Below are 19,391 nucleotides of genomic sequence, written 5' to 3'. Positions count from 1 at the left end.
TTTTTACCAGGGCAGATTTAATCTGCACGGCTGGCTAGTGTTGTCTCTGGACAACCTTTGCCGGTCAAAATCACAGAGGACGGGTCATGACACAGGCGGGACGCCAGGGTTCACCACGTAACAGCTCCGGACGTAAAGGTCCGGAGCGCAACGCGCCGCGCGGCGCAGCACAGGGCCGCGGGGCGGGCGCCGGGAAGCGCGACTTCCCCAAGGGCGGCGACCGCCCCTTCGGCGACCGCACCTACAAGGCCAAGCCACGCGAGGAGCGCTTCGTCGATCCGGACGAGGCACCCGCGGGCCGCCGGCCGGCCGGCGACTGGAAGCCGGGGTCCAAGGCCCCCGCGTCCAGGACTGGGGCACCCAAGGCCGGCGCACGCAAGGCCGCCGCTGCCCGGAAGCCCGGAGCGAACAAAGCCCCCGGCACCCCGGGCGCGTTGAAGCCCAAGTCGGGCGCCCCGAAGACGGCGGGTTCGCGCGCCTTCGGCAGCGAACGCTTCGGCCAGAGTCTGGGGCCGGTCCGCCGGCCCTCCCGCACGCGCGGTCCCCGCGCCGAGGTGCCGCAGTCGGAGGTCCACGACGCCGACGGCGTCCGTCTGCAGAAGGTCATGGCCTCGGCCGGAGTCGCCTCGCGGCGCGTCTGTGAAGAAATGATCGCCGAGGGCCGCGTGGAAGTCGACGGCAAGGTCGTGACCGAGCTTGGCGTCCGCGTCGACCCCAAGACCGCCGTTATCCACGTGGACGGCCTGCGCATCCAGCTAGATGACACGCTGGTCTACATGGTGTTCAACAAGCCCAAGGGCGTCGTGTCCACCATGGAGGACCCCGAAGGCCGGCCGTGCATCAGCGACTACATCCGCAACAACCAGGGTGAACGGCTCTTCCATGTCGGGCGCCTGGACGTTGCCACCGAAGGCCTGCTGCTGCTGACCAACGACGGCGAGCTGGCCAACCGGCTGACCCACCCGTCCTACGAGGTCCCCAAGACCTACCTCGTCCAGGTCCGCGGGCCGTTCCCGCAGGGCATCGGCGCGCAGCTCAAGGACGGCATCGAACTCGAGGACGGCTTCGCGTCGGTCGACTCCTTCCGGCTGGTCGACTCAACCCCGGGCCACGTGCTGATCGAAGTTGTGCTGCACTCCGGCAAGAACCGCATTGTCCGGCGCCTGTTCGACGCCGTGGGGTTCCCGGTGCTGCGCCTGGTGCGCGTCAAGGTGGGCCCCATCGGTCTGGGCGACCAGCGCCAGGGAAGCATCCGCAACCTGGGCAAGCAGGAAGTCGGCCACCTGCTGGCATCCGTGGGGCTGTAAGGGATGTCGGCTTTCCGTACGCACGGCCGCGGCCACCTGAACGGCCCGGTCGTCGTTATTGGCACTGGCCTGCTCGGCACCAGCATCGGCCTTGGCCTGCGCGGCCGTGGCGTTGCGGTCTACCTGTCCGATCCCTCGCCCACCAACCAGGCGGTCGCCGTTGACATCGGCGCCGGCCTCCCGCTGGCGGCCATGGGGGATGAAAGTCCTGAACTCGTGGTTGTCGCATCGCCGCCGGACGTAACCGCGGACGTTGTGGAACGAGCGCTGGCAGACTATCCGTACGCCACCGTCGTCGACATCGCCAGCGTCAAGGCGGCGATCCTGAATGACCTGCGCACCCGCAGCGCGGACCTCAGCCGTTACGTCGGTACCCACCCCATGGCCGGACGCGAGAAATCCGGGCCCGTCGCCGCCCGCGGCGAGCTCTTCACCTCCATGCCGTGGGTTGTATGCCCGACCGAGGAATCCTCGGCCGGGGCGGTCCAGGCTGCGCGGGCGCTGGCCACCGACCTCGGTGCTGTCGTTTCGCAGTTCACGGCCGAGGAACACGACGGCGCCGTGGCCCTGGTGTCCCATCTGCCGCAGGTGATGTCCTCGCTGCTGGCGACCCGTCTGCAGGACACGCCGCTGCACGCCCTCTCCCTCGCGGGGAACGGGCTCCGCGACACCACCCGCATCGCAGCCAGCGACCCCACGCTGTGGGTCCAGATCCTGGGTGCGAATGCCGGCAAGGTGGTGCAGATCCTTTACGGGGTTCGCGACGACCTCAACCGGCTGATCGGAACGCTTGAGGACCCCGCAGCCGCCGGAGCCCGTCTCGACCTGGCCCAACTGATGAGTGAAGGCAACGCCGGGCAGGCACGGATTCCGGGTAAGCACGGCGGGCCGCCGCAGGCATATTCCTGGCTCACGGTGCTCGTGGACGACCGGCCCGGCCAGATCGCGAGGCTGCTGACCGAGATCGGTGAGATTGGCGTCAACCTCGAAGATCTCCGCCTGGACCACTCCTCAGGGCAGAATGTGGGCATGGTGGAGATCTCGGTGCTGCCGAGCGCGCATGACCTCCTTGTAGAAGCACTAAGCGACCGTGGATGGCGGGTACTGCAGTAATGACACAGGAACTGACCGAAACTTTGCCTGCCCTCCGGCTTGGCCGCCCGCTCGTGGTGGCCATTGACGGGCCGTCCGGCTCCGGAAAGTCCAGCGTCAGCAAGGAAGTGGCCCGCCGGCTCAGCCTTGCCTATCTGGACACGGGCGCCATGTACCGTGCCCTCACCTGGTACTGCCTCGACCGCGGCACAGACCTCGCCGATGCCTCCGCCGTCGAGCTGGCCGCCGAAGAACTGCCGCTTGACATCAGCACCAGCCCGCACGCCGAGTATGTGCGGGTCGACGGCACCGACGTCACCGACGCCATCAGGGAACCGGCCATCTCCTCGGCCGTCAGTGCCGTCGCCACCACGCTCGGTGCCCGGACGGAACTCATCCGCCGCCAGCGCGCCCTGATTGAAAAGCACAACCGCCGCATGGTGGTGGAGGGCCGGGACATCACCACCGTCGTCGCGCCCGCTGCCCAGGTCCGCATGCTTCTGACCGCCAGCGAGGAGGCGCGGCTCCGCCGTCGCGGCATCCAGCTCGGCGGGACGCAAAGCGCTGAGCAGCTGGCCGCCCAGGTGACCCAGCGGGACGCGAAGGATTCCACGGTGGTGAATTTCACCCAGGCGGCGGACGGCGTAGTGACTCTGGATTCATCTGAGCTGGATTTCGAGGAAACCGTGTCCGCCGCGCTGCGCATCGTCACCAAGGTCATCAACCATGAGTGATTCCGCCAGGATGCCGGGGGCTGGAGTTCCCGGCAGCTGGACCACGGCCTGGAGCCGGCCCGTCGGCCGGTTCCTGAACAACATCGTCTACCGCACATCCGTGACCGGGCGCTCCAACGTCCCGGCCGCGGGGCCGGTGATTTTCGCAGGAAACCACATCAGCTTCCTCGACGGACCCGTCATGTTCGGTGCCTCACCCCGGCCCATGCACATCCTTGTTAAGAAGGAGATGTTCAAGGGCTTCCTGGGCCGCGTGCTGAAGGCATCGGGCCAGCTTCCGGTTGACCGGGCGGGGGACCGCTCGGTCCTGCAGCTCAGCAAGGACGTGCTCGACGCCGGCCGCTGCGTCGGCATCCTGCCCGAGGGAACCCGGGGGAGCGGCACCGCAGCCGGCATCAGCAACGGGGTGGCGTGGCTCGCCCTGAATTCCGACGCCGTCGTGGTGCCCGTGGCCATCCTGGGCACGCGGCAGGGCGGCGAACACCTGGACAGCATCCCGAAACCGGGCCGCAGGCTGCACGTCAGCTTTGGCCAGCCCCTCGCGCTCGGCCGGAAACCGGAAGAAACCGGGCGTGCTTCAATGGACAGGGCGGCTACGGAAATCCGTAACACTCTGGCCGCGCACATCCGCGACACTGTCCGGCTCAGCGGGCTGTCATTGCCCTCCGCGGATCATCCGCACCAACGTACAACAGCAGTAGCCGGGCCGCCGGCAGACCACCATTAAGGAAAGTGCAATGAGCGATACGACTCAAACTTCCGGCCACTCCGGCGCCGGCGAAGACGAATACACGCCCACCGGCACGGACCAGGTGGCTGAACATCTGGCAGCCCTGGACGACGACGAGGCCGAGCTTCGCGCCGCCTCCCTCCGCGCCGGACTGGACGACTACGAACTCGACGAGGAAGACGCCGCGCTCCTCAGCGGCCTGCACGACGAGGACGAGCTTGAGGGCCCGCTCAAGCTGGACCCCGTGCTCGCCATCATCGGCCGCCCGAACGTCGGCAAGTCAACCCTCGTCAACCGCATCCTCGGCCGCCGCGAGGCGGTCGTGGAGGACACCCCCGGCGTGACGCGTGACCGCGTGATGTATTCGGCGAACTGGAACGGCCGGAACTTTACCCTGGTGGACACCGGCGGCTGGGAGCACGATGCCCGCGGCATCCACGCCCGGGTGGCGGAACAGGCCGAAATGGCAGTCGAGCTCGCTGACGCCGTGCTGTTCGTCGTTGACTCTGCCGTAGGCGCAACCGCCACCGACGAGGCTGTCATGAAGATGCTCCGGCGGAGCAAGAAGCCTGTCATCCTCGTGGCCAACAAGGTGGACGACTTTGCGCAGGAAGCCGACTCGGCAGTCCTGTGGGGCCTGGGCTTCGGCGAGCCGTACCCCGTCTCCGCGCTGCACGGCCGCGGCGTCGCCGACCTGCTGGACCACGTCATGGACACCCTGCCGGAATTCTCCACCGTCGAGGGCGTTGAACGCTCCGGCGGCCCCCGCCGGATCGCCCTGATCGGACGTCCCAACGTCGGCAAGTCCTCCCTGCTGAACAAGCTGGCCGGCTCCGAGCGTGTGGTGGTGGACAACACCGCCGGCACCACGCGAGACCCCGTTGACGAATTCATCGAGCTCGGCGGCCAGACCTGGCGTTTCGTGGACACCGCCGGCATCCGCCGGCGCCAGCACATGGCACAGGGCGCCGATTTCTATGCCTCCCTCAGGACCCAGAGCGCGCTGGAAAAGGCGGAGGTCGCCGTCGTTCTCCTGGCTGTTGACGAGGTGCTCAGCGAACAGGATGTCCGCATCCTGCAGCTGGCCATCGAATCGGGGCGCGCCCTGGTGCTCGCGTTCAACAAGTGGGACCTGCTGGACGACGAACGCCGCCGGTACCTGGAACGCGAAATCGAACAGGACCTGGCGCACGTGGAGTGGGCACCGCGCGTCAACATTTCCGCCAAGACCGGCTGGCACAAGGACCGCCTGGTGCCGGCGCTGGAACTGGCGCTGGAAAACTGGGACAGGCGCATTCCGACCGGACGGCTCAACGCCTTCCTGGGCGAGCTGGTGGCGGCCCACCCGCACCCGGTCCGCGGCGGCAAGCAGCCCCGCATCCTCTTCGGCACGCAGGCGTCCAGCCGGCCCCCGAAGTTCGTCCTGTTCACCACGGGGTTCCTGGACCCGGGCTACCGCCGGTTCATCACCCGCCGCCTGCGGGAAACGTTTGGCTTCGAGGGAACGCCCATCGAAGTCAGCATGCGTGTGCGTGAAAAGCGTGGCAAGAAGCGTTAATTACGACACACCGGGCGGCGAATGCCGGAAAGTGTCACTGGCACCCTCCGGAATCGTGTAAGCTCTTCTAGGTGGTTCGGCCGGACTGCTTAGGTGAAATTCTTTGGAATGATCACCGAAGCGGAGAACGGCGGAACTGACGGGCTGTAGCGCAGCTTGGTAGCGCACTTGACTGGGGGTCAAGGGGTCGCAGGTTCAAATCCTGTCAGCCCGACCACAACAAAACCCCGCCAACCCAACCGGGTTGGCGGGGTTTTTTGTTGCCCGTTTTTTGTTGCCGCCCGACGGCGGCACGCGCTACTTGAGGAAGCGGGACGTTCTGCGGTCGGCCAGGATCTTGCCGTTGGTTTGGCAGGTGGGGCAGTACTGCAGCGCAGTGTCCGCGAAGGACACCTCCCGGACTGTGTCGCCGCATACCGGGCAGGGCTGGCCGGCGCGGCCATGCACATTCATGCCGCTCCGTTTCGCATCCTTGAGGTCGGCGGGCGCCTTCCCCTGGGCCTGTGCCACTGCGGCTCCCAGGACGGTGTGGATGGCGTCGAACAGGATCCCGACCTTCGCCGGTTCCAGGGAATTGGCCATCGCGAACGGGGAAATTTTCGCCGCGTGCAGGATTTCATCGCTGTACGCATTACCTATGCCGGCAATGACACTCTGGCTCCGGAGGACACCCTTGATCTGGTGCGCGTGCCCGGCGAGGATCTCGGCGAACATCTCCCGGCTGAAGGCCGGCGCCAGTGGGTCCGGGCCGAGCTCGGCGATGCCGTGAACGTCGCCCGGTTTTGACACCACGTAGATTGCCAGGCCCTTCTTGGTGCCCGCCTCGGTCAGGTCGATGCCCATCTTCCCGCCGTCCGCTCCGGTGAGGAGCAGGCGGGCCGCGATGGGACCCTTGCCGGGCCTGAGCGGATCGGGCGAGGGCTTTTCGGTATAGCGGACCCAGCCCGCCCTGGCGAGGTGGAAGACAAAATACAGGCCGTCGGCGCTGATGCTGACGAACTTCCCGAACCGCTCCACGCCGCTGATGGTTCGGCCCGCCAACGCCGTGTAGGGCGGGTCGGCCGTCTTGAGCACGGCTACGGACAGGATCTGCAGCTTCTCCAGCACCGCGCCGCGCAGCCGCGTGTCGAGGAACGTGCTCAGTGCGGCCACCTCGGGTAGTTCCGGCATGGCACCACTTTGCCATACGGGATGCCGGATCGGGCGGTTTCCGCGGGGCATCATGGCACATCCGGCGGCCAGGGAGTTGTGCATATACTTTCAACCGGTGGCTGTTCCCTACGCCTCCGTTGACATTGGTGATTGACCCGATGAAAGGCCCCTGATGAGCAACATTCCCTCTGATCTGTCCTACACCGCCGAACACGAATGGGTGACCGCACCGAATGCCGATGGCGTGGTCCGCGTGGGGATCACCGACTTCGCCCAGGACGCCCTCGGGGATGTCGTCTACGCCCAGATGCCTGAAGTTGGTACCACTGTTAAGGCAAACGACGTCGTGGGGGAGGTTGAATCCACCAAGAGCGTCAGCGACATTTACGCGCCTGTCTCCGGCGAGATCGTGGCCCGCAACGAGGCGCTCGACAGCGATTCAGCGCTCATTAACTCCGATCCGTACGGCGACGGCTGGCTCATCGAAGTCAAGCTCGCCGAACCTGATGCAGTGGATTCCCTGCTCAGTGCATCGGAGTACGAACAACAGGTAGGCTAAAGCTAACCAGTCCCGCAGCCCGGCCACCGGAGTCCAGCAATGGACCCCAATGGCCGGACGGCGGGCGGCACACCGGAGCTGCCAGGCAGCTCCGGACGGTACGCGTTGATTGCAGGGGGACATCTGCAACGAAGGAGGAGGAATCCATGGTTGGCGGCGAACAGAACCACACCAACGGCGATTACGGCACGGGTGCGGGCAGGGCCTCGGAAACCACCTCGATCAACCTCACTCCGGTTCATGACGAGCCAACGATCGTACCCAAGCTCTCCCCGGAGGAACGCTCTGCCGTCGAGGCACTGCCCTCCGGCTCCGCCCTGCTCGTGGCCCACAGCGGGCCGAACTCGGGTGCCCGGTTCCTCCTTGACTCTGATGTCACCACGGCCGGGCGGCACCCGGATGCTGACATTTTCCTCGACGACGTGACGGTCTCCCGCCGCCACGTCGAGTTCCGGCGCACACCGCGGAGCTTCGAGGTGGTGGACACCGGAAGCCTGAACGGCACCTATGTCAACCATGACCGCGTGGACAGCGTGGAACTGAGGTCCGGAAACGAAGTCCAGATTGGCAAGTTCCGTCTCACCTTCTACCTGAGCCCTGCCCGCGCAGCAGGACGCGTCTGATTCGGAGCGGCTGCCTGTGGCAATGGCACAACCGGAGCGCCGGGGACCACTGGTCCTGAACATCGGGGAAGTGCTCGCTCAGCTGAGCGATGACTTTCCGAGCATGACGGCGTCGAAAATCAGGTTCCTTGAGGAAAAAGGACTCATCAATCCCCGGCGTACCCCCGCGGGCTACCGGCAGTACTCCGACAGCGACGTCGAACGGCTCCGCTTCGTCCTGTCTCTCCAGCGCGACCAGTACCTGCCGCTGAAGGTCATCAAGGACTACCTTGACGCCATCGACAGGGGCGAACGGCCCGAGAACCTTCCGCCCGGGGTTACCGTCTCCCCGCGGATCGTCTCGGACGAGCTCGCCGCGGAACTCCAGAACAAAGCACGCAGGCTCAGCGAGGAACAGCTGCGCGCGGAGTCGGGGGCCAGCGTGCCGCTCCTGCAGTCCCTGCTCAGCTTCGGCCTCATCGGGCACACTGACGGCAAATTTGACGAGCACGCCCTCCAGGTGGCGCGCGCCTGCGTCCAGCTGGAGAGTCACGGCCTGGAGCCACGGCACCTCCGGCCCTTCCAGGCAGCCGCGGAGCGCGAATTCGGACTCGTTGAACGGGCCGTGGCCACCCTGACCTCGCGACGGGACGCTGCATCGCAGGCCCGCGCGGCGGAAGCCGCCCGGGAAATCAGCGACCTCTGCCTCACCCTGCACCGGGCCCTCGTGCAGGACCGTATCTCGCGGATGGAAATCTGATGATCGAAGTCGAGATTGTGGGCGTCCGCATCGAACTGCCTTCAAACCAGCCCCTGGTTCTGCTCCGCGAGATGCACGGAGAACGGCACGTTCCCATCTGGATCGGGACACCCGAGGCAAGTGCCATTGCGCTGGCCCAGCAGGGCGTGGTGCCGCCGCGGCCCATGACCCACGACCTCCTGGTTGACGTCGTGGAGACGCTCGGGCATTCCGTGGTCAGCGTGAACATCGTGGCCGTGGAGGACAACATCTTCTACGGCCAGCTCCAGTTCGAGAACGGGGCCACGGTGAGCTCAAGGGCATCCGATGCGCTGGCCATCGCACTGCGCGCCAAGTGCCGGATCTGGTGCGCCGACTCTGTCATGGACGAGGCCGGCGTGCGCATCACCGAGCACGACGAAGGCGAGGACACTGAGCCCGGCCCCACGGTGGAGGAAGAGCGCGAGCTGCGCCGGTTCCGGGAGTTCCTTGACGACGTCGAACCCGAGGATTTCGACGGCTAAGGTCACGTTAAGGTTAAAGTTAAGGCTGAAACTTTCGACACGCCCCGATAATCAAGCGAACGTCTTTGACCTTGGGCCGCGGCAGGCCTAACGTCGAAGGTACCAAGTTCCCATTGCATACGACAGCGGCGCAAGTCACACTGGAAAGTGCTACTCCGGCCGAATTACAAGCGTGAATTTCTTCCGGACTTCATGCGCGTAGCAGCTGTTGCGGCAACTTCCTCAGGGGAGCTCATGACAAGGAGGATCCACGTGAGTCCGAAAGGCGAAGCAGGCGAGCTGAAGCAACCCTCGACGGCCGGCGTTGCCGTGCCCGCAAGCGGTGCTCAGGGCCTTCTCTTCACTGAGGATCTCCCCGTTCTGGACGAGGACGCCGGCTACCGCGGGCCCACGGCCTGTAAGGCGGCCGGGATCACCTACCGGCAGCTCGACTACTGGGCCCGCACCGGCCTGGTGGAGCCTGCAGTCCGCGGCGCAGCAGGTTCCGGCTCCCAACGGCTCTACGGTTTCCGCGACATCCTGGTCCTGAAAGTGGTCAAGCGCCTGCTGGACACCGGGGTATCGCTGCAGCAGATCCGCAGCGCCGTGGAGCACCTCCGTGAACGCGGTGTCGAGGACCTGGCCCAGATCACGCTCATGAGCGATGGCGCCAGCGTCTACGAATGTACCTCCGCGGACGAGGTCATCGATCTCGTGCAGGGCGGCCAGGGCGTGTTTGGCATCGCCGTGGGCCGCGTGTGGCGCGAAGTCGAGGGAAGCCTCGCCTCGCTGCCCAGCGAGCACGCCGGCGAACAGACGTTCCCGGACGACGAACTCAGCAAGCGCCGCGCCGCCCGCAAGATCGGCTAGCGGCGGCAGCCGCGAGATTTACGCAGAAGGCCGCCTCCCGTCGGGGAGGCGGCCTTCTGCAGTCAGCGGGATCGTGGCTGGGAGCAAACCACGCTGCTAGCGGGCCACCCGGCTGCGGCTGGTCTTGTTGGCGGCCATAAGATTTTCGAGCAGTGAGTCGTAGAGCCCTGCCGCGGCCTTGGCGGAGTCGCCGGGCCAGTGGTGGACGGAATGTGCTGCGCCCTGGATCTGCTGCCAGTTGGCCTGCTCCGGGATGTGTGGGGCCAGCAGGAGGTCACCGAACATGGCCTGCATCTCGGCAAGCCGGAAAGCGTGCTCGGAGGATCCGGAGCGCACCCGGTTGGCCACAATGCCGGCCGGGGAGAGGTTCGGTGCGAATTCCTGCCGGAACAGCTGGATGGCCCGCATGGTGCGTTCGGTACCGGCGACGGAGAATAGCCCGGGCTCGGCCACCAGGGCCACCTTGTTGCTGGCGGACCAGGCCATGCGGGTGAGCCCGTTCAGGGACGGCGGGCAGTCCACCAGGATGAGTTCATAGGCGTCCGCACCGGCGAGCACCGCGGACAGCCTGCGCAGATCGCGCTTGCCGAGGTCGGGCCGGTCGTAGATCCCGGTGTACGCGGACCCGACGGCGACATCGAGCACCGTTGGGCCTGAACCATTGGTGGCTGCCCGGCTGATCCAGCCGCTGGGCACAACGTTCTCGGCGATCTTGGCCTTGCGCGGATTTTTCAGCATTCTGCCGATGTCCAGCTTGTCGCTGGGCTGCACCCCGAGGGCTGTGCTGGCGTCGGCATGGGGATCGAGGTCAACTACGAGGGTTGGGATGCCTGCGGCCAGTGCCGCAGACGCCAGTCCGGTTGTCACGGATGTCTTGCCGACACCGCCCTTGAGGCTGCTGATGCTGACTACTTGCACTTGATAAACCAATACCTAACGCCGGTTGCCGTGTTGGGGTACGTTCCGTTCCGGTGCTGCCCGATGGTGCTGCAGGAACAGGGGCAGGCTTCCGCCGCCCCATTCATCATATGTTGACCTCGGCCCGAATCCCTTCTTATCGGGATCCGGGCATGCCTCGCAGTAATTACAGGCCCGGCAGTGAATATGGCCCGGACATGACGGATAATTCTGTGATGGTAGACACAATGATTTGTGTTTCCTCCGGCCCGTCTTACACACTGTGACCACTTACCGATACCACCCGCAATGATGCAGGAGAAGTATGTTTTCCAAGATTCTGGTGGCCAACCGCGGAGAAATCGCAATCCGTGCTTTCCGCGCTGGCTACGAACTGGGCGCCAAGACAGTCGCTGTGTTCCCCAATGAGGACCGTAACTCGATCCACCGCCAGAAGGCCGATGAGGCGTATCTGATTGGCGAAGAGGGACACCCCGTCCGCGCCTACCTGGACGTTGACGAGGTGGTTCGCGTTGCCAAGGAGTCCGGCGCGGACGCCATCTACCCCGGTTACGGCTTCCTCTCTGAGAACCCCGACCTTGCGCGTGCCGCCAAGGCCGCAGGCATCACCTTCGTGGGTCCGCCCGCAGAGGTCCTGGAACTCGCCGGCAACAAGGTGGCAGCTCTGGAGGCCGCCCGCAAGGCCGGCGTTCCCGTGCTGAAGTCGAGTGCGCCGTCGAAGGACCTCGACGAGCTTCTCGCCGCTGCGGATGAGATCGGTTTCCCCATCTTTGCCAAGGCCGTGGCAGGCGGCGGCGGGCGCGGCATGCGCCGCGTCGACACCCGCGAGGCCCTGCCGGAGGCGCTGCAGTCCGCCATGCGCGAAGCCGACGCGGCCTTCGGTGACCCCACCATGTTCCTTGAGCAGGCCGTGCTGCGCCCGCGCCACATCGAGGTCCAGATCCTGGCCGACGCCGAGGGCAACGTCATGCACCTCTTCGAGCGTGACTGTTCCATCCAGCGCCGCCACCAGAAGGTCATCGAGATCGCCCCGGCCCCCAACCTGGACGAAGGCATCCGCCAGGCCCTGTACCGGGACGCCGTGAAGTTCGCCAAGGCCCTGAACTACGTCAACGCCGGAACGGTCGAGTTCCTGGTGGACACCGTGGGCGAACGCGCCGGCCAGCACGTCTTCATCGAAATGAACCCCCGCATCCAGGTGGAGCACACCGTCACGGAAGAGGTCACCGACGTCGACCTCGTCCAGGCGCAGATGCGCATCGCCGCCGGCGAGACCCTGGCTGACCTGGGCCTGTCCCAGGAAACGGTCTTCCTCAAGGGCGCCGCGCTGCAGAGCCGCATTACCACCGAGGACCCGGCCAACGGTTTCCGGCCCGACGTCGGAAAGATCACCGGCTACCGCTCCGCCGGCGGTGCCGGCGTAAGGCTCGACGGCGGTACCGTCTACTCGGGTGCCGAGATCAGCCCGCACTTCGACTCGATGCTGGTAAAGCTCACCTGCCGCGGCCGGGACTACCCCGCCGCTGTTGCCAGGGCTCGCCGCGCACTGGCGGAATTCCGTATCCGCGGTGTCTCCACCAACATCTCCTTCCTGCAGGCCGTCCTGGATGACGCCGACTTCATCGCAGGCAACGTGGCCACGTCCTTCATCGACGAGCGGCCCGAACTGCTGAAGGCGCGCGTCTCCGCCGACCGCGGCACCAAGCTGCTGACGTGGCTCGCCGAGGTCACTGTGAACAAGCCGAACGGCGAACTTCCGGTCCACAGCGACCCGGCGGACAAGCTCCCCTCAGTCAAGGGCATCGAAGCCCGCCCCGGCTCCCGCCAGCGGCTGCTGGAACTCGGGCCGGAGGGCTTCGCCAAGGCGCTGCGCGAGCAGACGGCCGTCGCCGTCACGGACACCACGTTCCGCGACGCCCACCAGTCCCTGCTGGCCACCCGCGTCCGCACCAGGGACCTGCTGGCCGCCGCACCCGCGGTCTCCACCCTCCTGCCGGATCTCCTGTCCGTTGAGGCCTGGGGCGGCGCTACCTACGATGTCGCCCTGCGGTTCCTCGGCGAGGATCCCTGGGACCGGCTCGCCGCGCTGCGCAAGGCCCTGCCGAACGTCTGCCTGCAGATGCTGCTCCGCGGCCGGAACACCGTGGGCTACACCCCGTACCCCGAGGAAGTGACGGAGGCCTTCGTCAACGAGGCAGCGGCCACGGGCATCGACATCTTCCGCATCTTCGATGCACTGAACGACGTCAGCCAGATGGCACCTGCCATCCGCGCCGTCCGGGCCACCGGCACCGCCGTCGCCGAGGTGGCACTGTGCTACACGGGGGACATGCTGGACCCGGACGAAACGCTCTACACGCTGGACTACTACCTGGGCCTGGCGGACAAGATCGTCGAAGCCGGCGCCCACATCCTGGCCATCAAGGACATGGCAGGCCTGCTGCGTCCGGCAGCCGCCGCGAAGCTCGTCTCGGCACTGCGGGAACGCTTTGACCTCCCGGTCCACCTGCACACCCACGACACCGCGGGCGGCCAGCTCGCCACCCTGCTCTCGGCAGTCGAGGCAGGCGTCGACGCCGTTGACGTCGCCTCGGCATCCCTTGCCGGCACCACGAGCCAGCCGTCGGCGTCGGCCCTGGTTGCCGCCCTGGCCCACACTGAACGTGACACCGGGCTCAGCCTGGCCGCCGTCAGCTCACTCGAGCCGTACTGGGAAGCCGTTCGCAGGGTCTACGCTCCCTTCGAGTCGGGCCTGCCGGGCCCGACCGGCCGCGTATACCAGCACGAAATCCCGGGCGGGCAGCTGTCCAACCTCCGCCAGCAGGCCATCGCGCTGGGCCTGGGCGAGCGCTTCGAGGCGATCGAGGACATGTACACCGCAGCCGACCGGATCCTTGGCCACCTGGTCAAGGTGACCCCGTCGTCCAAGGTGGTGGGCGACCTCGCTCTGCACCTCGTGGGCCTGAACGCAGACCCGGCCGACTTCAACGAGAACCCGCAGAACTACGACATCCCGGACTCCGTCATCGGGTTCCTGTCCGGTGAGCTTGGCGATCCTCCCGGAGGCTGGCCGGAACCGTTCCGCACCAAGGCCCTCCAGGGCCGAAGCATCAAGGTGCGCGATGCCGAGCTGAGTGCCGAGGACAGCGCCGCTCTCCGCGGCGACTCCAAGACCCGCCAGCAGACGCTGAACCGGCTGCTCTTCGCCGGTCCCACCAAGGACTACCTCAAGAGCAGGGAGATGTACGGCAACGTTTCGGTCCTGGACACCCGTGACTACCTCTACGGCCTGCAGCGCGGCGAGGAGCACGTAATCCAGCTCGAAAAGGGTGTGCGCCTCATCGCGTCCCTGGAAGCCGTGTCCGAGCCCGACGAGAAGGGCATGCGCACGGTCATGTGCACGCTGAACGGCCAGTCCCGCCCGGTCTCGGTGCGCGACAAGTCCGTCGTCAGCAACGTGAAGACGGCAGAGAAGGCGGACCCGTCCATCCCGGGCCACGTCGCCGCTCCCTTCGCGGGTGCCGTGACGGTCACCGTCAAGGCGGGCGACACCGTCAACGCAGGCGACACCATTGCCACCATCGAGGCCATGAAGATGGAGGCATCCATCACGACGCCGGTGGGCGGCAAGGTGACGCGGCTGGCCATTTCCGCTGTGGAACAGGTACAGGGCGGTGACCTGCTGATCGTCGTCGAGTAGGCGACTGTTGGGCAGCTGCCCGGCGGGCAGAATGACCGCTGACTAGCCTGCAGGGTGGCCAGCGGCCGCCCTGCAGGTAGGGTGGAAAACAGAAAAAGGTTGTGGGGACGGCGCCAAGCCGCCCCCACAGCCATTTCCGAACCACACCGGCAGCCCGGAACTTCACCGGAAGCCAGTACAAGACAGAGCGGAAGCCATGACGCAGACCAATACGCCCAAGCCCGGGCCGCGCCCCGACAGGCCCCCCGTCGTCGATGTTGCGGGGGAGGGTGGCACCCGTCCCGGCGGCGTGTCCCCGGCGGACGCTGCGGACGTGGCTCCGTCCGACGCCGGCGTGGCCCGCTCCGACGCCGCCAGCGTCGCGCCGACAGGGGACATCAGCGTGGTGACTGTTTCCGACGCCCAGGACCGCACCTCCGCCGGGTCGCTCTCGGCAGTCGGCGGCGTGGTGCAGCAGGGAATTGCGCCGGTGGCGATGCCCGTCGTCACGGCGGGTCCCGACGGCGTCAGCACGGCGGGAGTCAACATGGCGGGCGTCAACGCTGCGGATGTCACCCCAGGGGATGTCAGGGCCGGGGGCCAGGACGCAGCAGGTCCAGCAGCCGCGGGCACGGAGCACGCCGGCGCAGATTCAGCAGCCGGCGTGGCTGTCGCCGCCGAACCGGCGCCGGCTGAAGAAGCCAGGGATCTCCCTGGGCGCCGCGAACGCCCCGAGGGGCCTGAGCCGGCTGCCGCCCTGACCGCCGACCGTCTCCTCACCAGGTCCGCCGCCGCACCGGTCTCGGGCTGGCGCCGATGGCTGTACCAAATGACCCTGGGCTACGTGAACCTGGGCGACTCGGACCAGGTCCGCATCCAGCGGGCAATGGAGCACCGCATCGCCCTGCGGCTGGGGGAGCGGACCCGGTACGTGCCGGTGCTCTCGCGCAAGGGCGGGGTGGGCAAGACCACCGTCACCACTCTCCTCGGTATGGTGCTGGCGGAGCTGCGTGAGGACCGGGTCATCGCGATGGACGCCAACCCGGACCGGGGCACACTCTCGGACCGTTCCCCGGGCCGGGCTGATTTCACGGCCCGCCAGCTGGTGAAGGACAGGTTCACCGTGAACTCGTTCGCACAGCTGTCCAATTACACCGCGCGCGACGGTTCGCGCCTCGATGTTCTCGCCTCCGACACAGATCCCATGGTGGCCCACGCCTTCGACGACGCCGACTACCGCGCCGTCACCGACATCCTGGGCCGGTACTACTCGATCGTGCTGACCGACTCAGGCACCGGCATGGTGCACTCGGTCATGAAGGGCACGCTGGAAAAGGCCGACGCCGTGGTACTAGTGTCGGGCGGAAGCGTGGACGAGGCCCGGCTGGCGTCCGAAACGCTGTCCTGGCTTGAAGCCCATGGCCGCCAGGATCTCGTCGCCAAGGCCACCGTGGTCATCAATATGGCCGCCGGCGACCGCACCCTGGTCAACATCGACGAAATCGAGCAGCACTTCCTGTCCCGGGTCAAGAATGTGGTGCGTATTCCGCACGACCGGCACCTGGCGGAAGGCTCACGGATCCGCCTCGGCCAGCTGAAACCCGCCACCCGCGCCGCGGCCGTGGAGTTGGCCGCGCTGGTAGTGGACGAGCTGCAGCAGGCCTGAGCCCCCCCGCGGCGGGAGTTTTTGGACACTTATTGGCCTCCGGAGGCCCTGGAAGCCGCGACAAGCGGACAAAAACTCCGGAGGTGGACCGAGCCCTCGGCTAGGTGCGGCTGGGCTTCGGCGACGTGTACATGTCATCGATCACCGCTTCGAAGTCCTTCATGACCTGGGCGCGCTTGACCTTCATGGACGGGGTCAGGTGGCCGGAGGCCTCGGTGAAGTCGCTCGGCACGATCCGGAAGGACTTGATCGCCTCCGCCTGCGACACCGACTGGTTGGCCTGGTTGATGAGCTCCTGCACGGCGGCCTTGACCTCGGCATGGCTGGCGGCGTCGCCCAGGGGCGTGTCCGCCGGCAGGCCGTGGCGCTGCAGCCAGCCCGGGAGGGCTTCCTCATCGAGGGTCACCAGGGCGCCGATGAACGGGCGGTTGTCACCCACCACGAGCACCTGTGACACCAGCGCATCAGCCCGGATCTGGTCCTCGAGCAGTGCGGGAACCACGTTCTTGCCGCCGGCGGTGACGATGATTTCCTTCTTCCGGCCGGTAATCAGCAGGTAGCCGTCGTCGTCGAGCTGGCCGATGTCCCCGGTGCGGAACCAGCCATCAGCGAACGACTCCTCAGTCAGGTCGGGGCGCTGGTAGTACCCCTGCATGACGCAGATGCCCTTGACCAGGATCTCGCCGTCGTCGGCAATCCGGACGCTGTTGCCGGGAATCGGGACGCCGACGGTGCCGATCTTGATCCGCTCCGGCGTGTTGACGCTGACAGGTGCCGTGGTTTCGGTGAGGCCGTAGCCCTCCAGGATCTGCAGGCCGATGCCCTGGAAGAAGTGGCCCAGACGCTCGCCCAGTGGGCCTCCGCCGGACACCGCATGCGCCACCTCGCCGCCCATGGCGGCGCGGAGCTTGCCGTAGACGAGTTTGTCGAAGACCGCGTGCCTGAGCTTCAGGCCCAGGCCGGCGCCACCTGCCTGCCGCGCACGCGAGTAGGCGATCGCGGTTTCGGCGGCCTTGTGGAAGATCGCACCCTTGCCGCCGTCCTCGGCCTTGGTGAGGGCCGAGTTGTACACCTTTTCGAACACGCGCGGAACGGCGAGGATGAACGTCGGCCTGTAGCTCTGCAGATCGGGCAGCAGGTGCTTGATGTCGGGGGTATGTGCCACGGTGACACCGGCGGCCACGGCCAGGACCGAGATGAAGCGCGCGAAGACATGCGCCAGCGGCAGGAACATGATGGTTCGGGACTGCTCGTTGACAACGCCGCTCAGCGAGGTTGCCAGAGCGTTCTCGGACAGCTCCACGAAGTTTCCGTGGGTGAGTTCGCAGCCCTTGGGCCGGCCGGTGGTGCCGGAGGTGTAGATGATGGTGGCGAGGTCACGGAGCCCGGCGGAGCGCCGCCGGGCGTCGAGCTCGTCATCGCTGACGGCGGCGCCGGCCGCACGGACGGTGTCGAGGCCGTCCCCCTCCAGCTGCCACACGTGGGTCAGCGACGTGAGGCCTTCGGTGGCAGCGGCCTGCCGGATGACGTTTTCGTGGTGGTCCGATTCGCCGAATGCGGCGACCGCACCGGAGTCACCCAGGTTCCAGGCGACCTGGGAAGGTGACGACGTTTCGTAGATGGGAACGGAAACGCCACCTGCGAACCAGATGGCGAAGTCGATGAGTGCCCACTCATAACGGGTCCGGGACATGATGCCCACCCGGTCGCCCGCGCCCACGCCGCTGGCGATGAGCCCCTTGGCGAGGGCCGACACGTCAGCCAGGAACTCTTTGGCCCGGATGTCCTGCCATTGGCCGGCGGAGTCGAGGCGCGAAAACAGGGCAGGGTTGGATGACTTAGCCGCTTGGCGCAGCACAAGGTCCGTGATGTTGCTGTCCAGGGGGACGTTCGCCAAGGGCGGAACGCTGAATTCGCGCACGTTAGCTCCTTTGATATCCGTTGGCCGCAGCGGGTAACCCCAACCTTAGTACCTCACACTGCGATGGCCGGTAGATCCTGCTTACCCGCCGGTAACTTTACGGCGGAGAAGTGCGGGGCGCCAGTGTGCCGGGCGTGTCGTGTGTGCGTCGTACCTGCGGAGACGCTCTGCGGCGACATCTAGAATGGGGGACTATGCAGCCCACCCCGCCCAACGACCAGCCAGCCCCGCTACTAGACTCCGGCCGGAGCGGCTTCCCCGCTGAATGGGCGTCACGGCGCGGGGCATTACGGCGGCCAGTGGCGCGGCCCCGGGTGTCGGCGTACGGTGGCCAGCCGGCGGGCCACCGGCTGTTTCGGCAGCAGCTGCGGCTGGGCCGGCGGGGACTCGCCATCGGCATTGATATTGGCGGCACCAAAGTTGCCGCCGGCGTGGTGGACGCCGAGGGCCACATCCTGCGCGAGGCGCGCCGGTCCACGCCCGGCAGCGATCCGCGTGCGGTGGAGCGCGTCATCGTCGAACTCGTCGAGGAGCTGAGCTCCGGTGCCCGGATCAGATCGGTGGGCATTGGCGCCGCCGGGTGGATGGATCTCGACGGCGGCACGGTGCTGTTCAGCCCGCACCTCGCCTGGCGGAACGAACCGCTGCGGGAAAACCTGCAGCACCTGCTGCGGCGCCCCGTCATGCTGGTTAACGACGCCGACGCTGCGGCCTGGGCCGAGTGGCGCTTTGGCGCCGGGCAGGGGCAGGACCGGCTGGTCTGCATCACCCTTGGCACCGGCATCGGCGGAGCCATGGTGATGGACGGGCACGTTGAACGCGGCAGGTTCGGCGTGGCGGGGGAGTTCGGCCACCAGATCATCATGCCCGGCGGGCACCGCTGCGAGTGCGGCAACCGCGGCTGCTGGGAACAGTACGCCTCAGGCAATGCCCTTGGCCGGGAGGCCAGGGAACTGGCCTTGGCGAACTCGCCGGTGGCCCAGGAACTTCTCAAGGCCGTGGACGGAAGCGCCGAGCGCATCACCGGAGCCACGGTGACGGAACTGGCGATCGCGGGCGACGCCGCCTCCCGGGAACTCCTGGAGGACGTCGGGAACTGGCTCGGGCTGGGGCTGGCGAACCTCGCCGCCGCCCTCGATCCCGGGAAGTTCGTGATCGGCGGCGGCCTTTGCGCGGCCGGCGAACTACTGGTGGCTCCGGCGCGCAAGGCCTTTGCCCGTAACCTCACCGGCCGCGGATTCCGTCCGGCCGCCGACATCGACCTGGCGGCCCTTGGGCCCAACGCCGGCCTGATCGGCGCTGCCGACCTGTCGCGGGTCCGCAGCCGTACGCACCGCTGACCCCGATCCTCCGCTGACGGA

General features: G+C 67.0%; 16 protein-coding genes and 1 tRNA gene. 14 read left to right on the top strand and 3 right to left on the bottom strand.

The annotated features are described in order from the left end of the window. The first annotated feature begins 86 nt into the window (after positions 1-86). From ARGLB_RS10070 to ARGLB_RS10045, 6 genes are all read left to right on the top strand, one after another. On the top strand, positions 87-1,307 hold the full coding sequence (locus tag ARGLB_RS10070; protein WP_003801825.1) for a pseudouridine synthase: 1,221 nt from the start codon (positions 87-89) through the stop codon (positions 1,305-1,307). A 3-nt stretch (positions 1,308-1,310) separates the two neighbouring features. After that, entirely contained in the window at positions 1,311-2,420 is a 1,110-nt protein-coding gene (locus ARGLB_RS10065; RefSeq protein ID WP_003801823.1) for a prephenate dehydrogenase, read from the top strand. Continuing rightward, a complete protein-coding gene (gene cmk, locus ARGLB_RS10060; protein WP_003801821.1) occupies positions 2,420-3,133 on the top strand; it encodes a (d)CMP kinase in 714 nt (237 codons plus the stop codon). Before ARGLB_RS10065 ends, cmk begins: the two co-directional genes overlap by 1 nt. Beyond that, positions 3,126-3,860 carry a lysophospholipid acyltransferase family protein gene (locus tag ARGLB_RS10055; protein ID WP_043418628.1) on the top strand — a complete coding sequence of 245 codons (735 nt, stop codon included), beginning with the start codon at positions 3,126-3,128 and terminating at the stop codon, positions 3,858-3,860. The genes cmk and ARGLB_RS10055 overlap by 8 nt, the downstream gene beginning before the upstream one ends. A gap of 10 nt (positions 3,861-3,870) precedes the next feature. Then, the gene (gene der / locus ARGLB_RS10050; RefSeq protein ID WP_003801817.1) at positions 3,871-5,421 is read left to right on the top strand and encodes a ribosome biogenesis GTPase Der; all 1,551 of its coding nucleotides are present in this window, start codon (positions 3,871-3,873) and stop codon (positions 5,419-5,421) included. Between the two features lie 140 nt (positions 5,422-5,561). Beyond that, positions 5,562-5,638: transfer RNA gene (locus tag ARGLB_RS10045), tRNA-Pro, on the top strand. An 80-nt stretch (positions 5,639-5,718) separates the two neighbouring features. On the opposite strand, the gene ARGLB_RS10040 is transcribed toward ARGLB_RS10045, so the two are convergent. Beyond that, a complete protein-coding gene (locus ARGLB_RS10040; RefSeq protein ID WP_003801814.1) occupies positions 5,719-6,591 on the bottom strand; it encodes an Fpg/Nei family DNA glycosylase in 873 nt (290 codons plus the stop codon). Positions 6,592-6,745: 154 nt separating this feature from the next. On the opposite strand from ARGLB_RS10040, the gene gcvH reads away from it, so the two are divergent. The 5 genes from gcvH to ARGLB_RS10015 all read left to right on the top strand — a co-directional run bounded on the left by gcvH (position 6,746) and on the right by ARGLB_RS10015 (position 9,846). Next, positions 6,746-7,132 carry a glycine cleavage system protein GcvH gene (gene gcvH / locus ARGLB_RS10035; protein WP_003801813.1) on the top strand — a complete coding sequence of 129 codons (387 nt, stop codon included), beginning with the start codon at positions 6,746-6,748 and terminating at the stop codon, positions 7,130-7,132. Between the two features lie 146 nt (positions 7,133-7,278). Beyond that, positions 7,279-7,755, top strand: a complete 477-nt coding sequence (locus tag ARGLB_RS10030; protein ID WP_003801812.1) for an FHA domain-containing protein — start codon at positions 7,279-7,281, stop codon at positions 7,753-7,755. 22 nt (positions 7,756-7,777) lie between these two features. Continuing rightward, the gene (gene ftsR, locus ARGLB_RS10025) at positions 7,778-8,494 is read left to right on the top strand and encodes a transcriptional regulator FtsR (protein ID WP_043418625.1); all 717 of its coding nucleotides are present in this window, start codon (positions 7,778-7,780) and stop codon (positions 8,492-8,494) included. Beyond that, entirely contained in the window at positions 8,494-8,997 is a 504-nt protein-coding gene (locus ARGLB_RS10020) for a bifunctional nuclease family protein (protein ID WP_003801809.1), read from the top strand. The genes ftsR and ARGLB_RS10020 overlap by 1 nt, the downstream gene beginning before the upstream one ends. A gap of 252 nt (positions 8,998-9,249) precedes the next feature. Beyond that, the gene (locus ARGLB_RS10015) at positions 9,250-9,846 is read left to right on the top strand and encodes a MerR family transcriptional regulator (protein WP_003801807.1); all 597 of its coding nucleotides are present in this window, start codon (positions 9,250-9,252) and stop codon (positions 9,844-9,846) included. 96 nt (positions 9,847-9,942) lie between these two features. Here ARGLB_RS10015 and ARGLB_RS10010 read toward each other — a convergent pair whose 3' ends face one another. After that, on the bottom strand, positions 9,943-10,764 hold the full coding sequence (locus ARGLB_RS10010) for a ParA family protein (RefSeq protein WP_003801805.1): 822 nt from the start codon (positions 10,762-10,764) through the stop codon (positions 9,943-9,945). A 304-nt stretch (positions 10,765-11,068) separates the two neighbouring features. Between ARGLB_RS10010 and ARGLB_RS10005 the strand changes: the two genes are divergently transcribed. Both ARGLB_RS10005 and ARGLB_RS10000 read left to right on the top strand, forming a co-directional pair. Beyond that, positions 11,069-14,464 (top strand): pyruvate carboxylase, encoded by a 3,396-nt coding sequence (locus ARGLB_RS10005; protein WP_003801803.1) that lies wholly within the window; start codon positions 11,069-11,071, stop codon positions 14,462-14,464. 196 nt (positions 14,465-14,660) lie between these two features. Continuing rightward, a complete protein-coding gene (locus ARGLB_RS10000) occupies positions 14,661-16,109 on the top strand; it encodes a MinD/ParA family ATP-binding protein (protein ID WP_003801801.1) in 1,449 nt (482 codons plus the stop codon). A gap of 100 nt (positions 16,110-16,209) precedes the next feature. Here ARGLB_RS10000 and ARGLB_RS09995 read toward each other — a convergent pair whose 3' ends face one another. After that, a complete protein-coding gene (locus ARGLB_RS09995) occupies positions 16,210-18,030 on the bottom strand; it encodes an AMP-dependent synthetase/ligase (RefSeq protein ID WP_003801799.1) in 1,821 nt (606 codons plus the stop codon). A gap of 194 nt (positions 18,031-18,224) precedes the next feature. Between ARGLB_RS09995 and ARGLB_RS09990 the strand changes: the two genes are divergently transcribed. Then, positions 18,225-19,370 (top strand): ROK family glucokinase, encoded by a 1,146-nt coding sequence (locus tag ARGLB_RS09990; protein ID WP_003801798.1) that lies wholly within the window; start codon positions 18,225-18,227, stop codon positions 19,368-19,370. The last annotated feature ends 21 nt before the right edge of the window (positions 19,371-19,391 follow it).

This window comes from Arthrobacter globiformis NBRC 12137, assembly GCF_000238915.1.
GTDB classification, from domain to species: domain Bacteria; phylum Actinomycetota; class Actinomycetes; order Actinomycetales; family Micrococcaceae; genus Arthrobacter; species Arthrobacter globiformis.
Note: the sequence above shows the minus strand (reverse complement) of the source record. Positions and strands in the feature narration are given on the sequence as shown.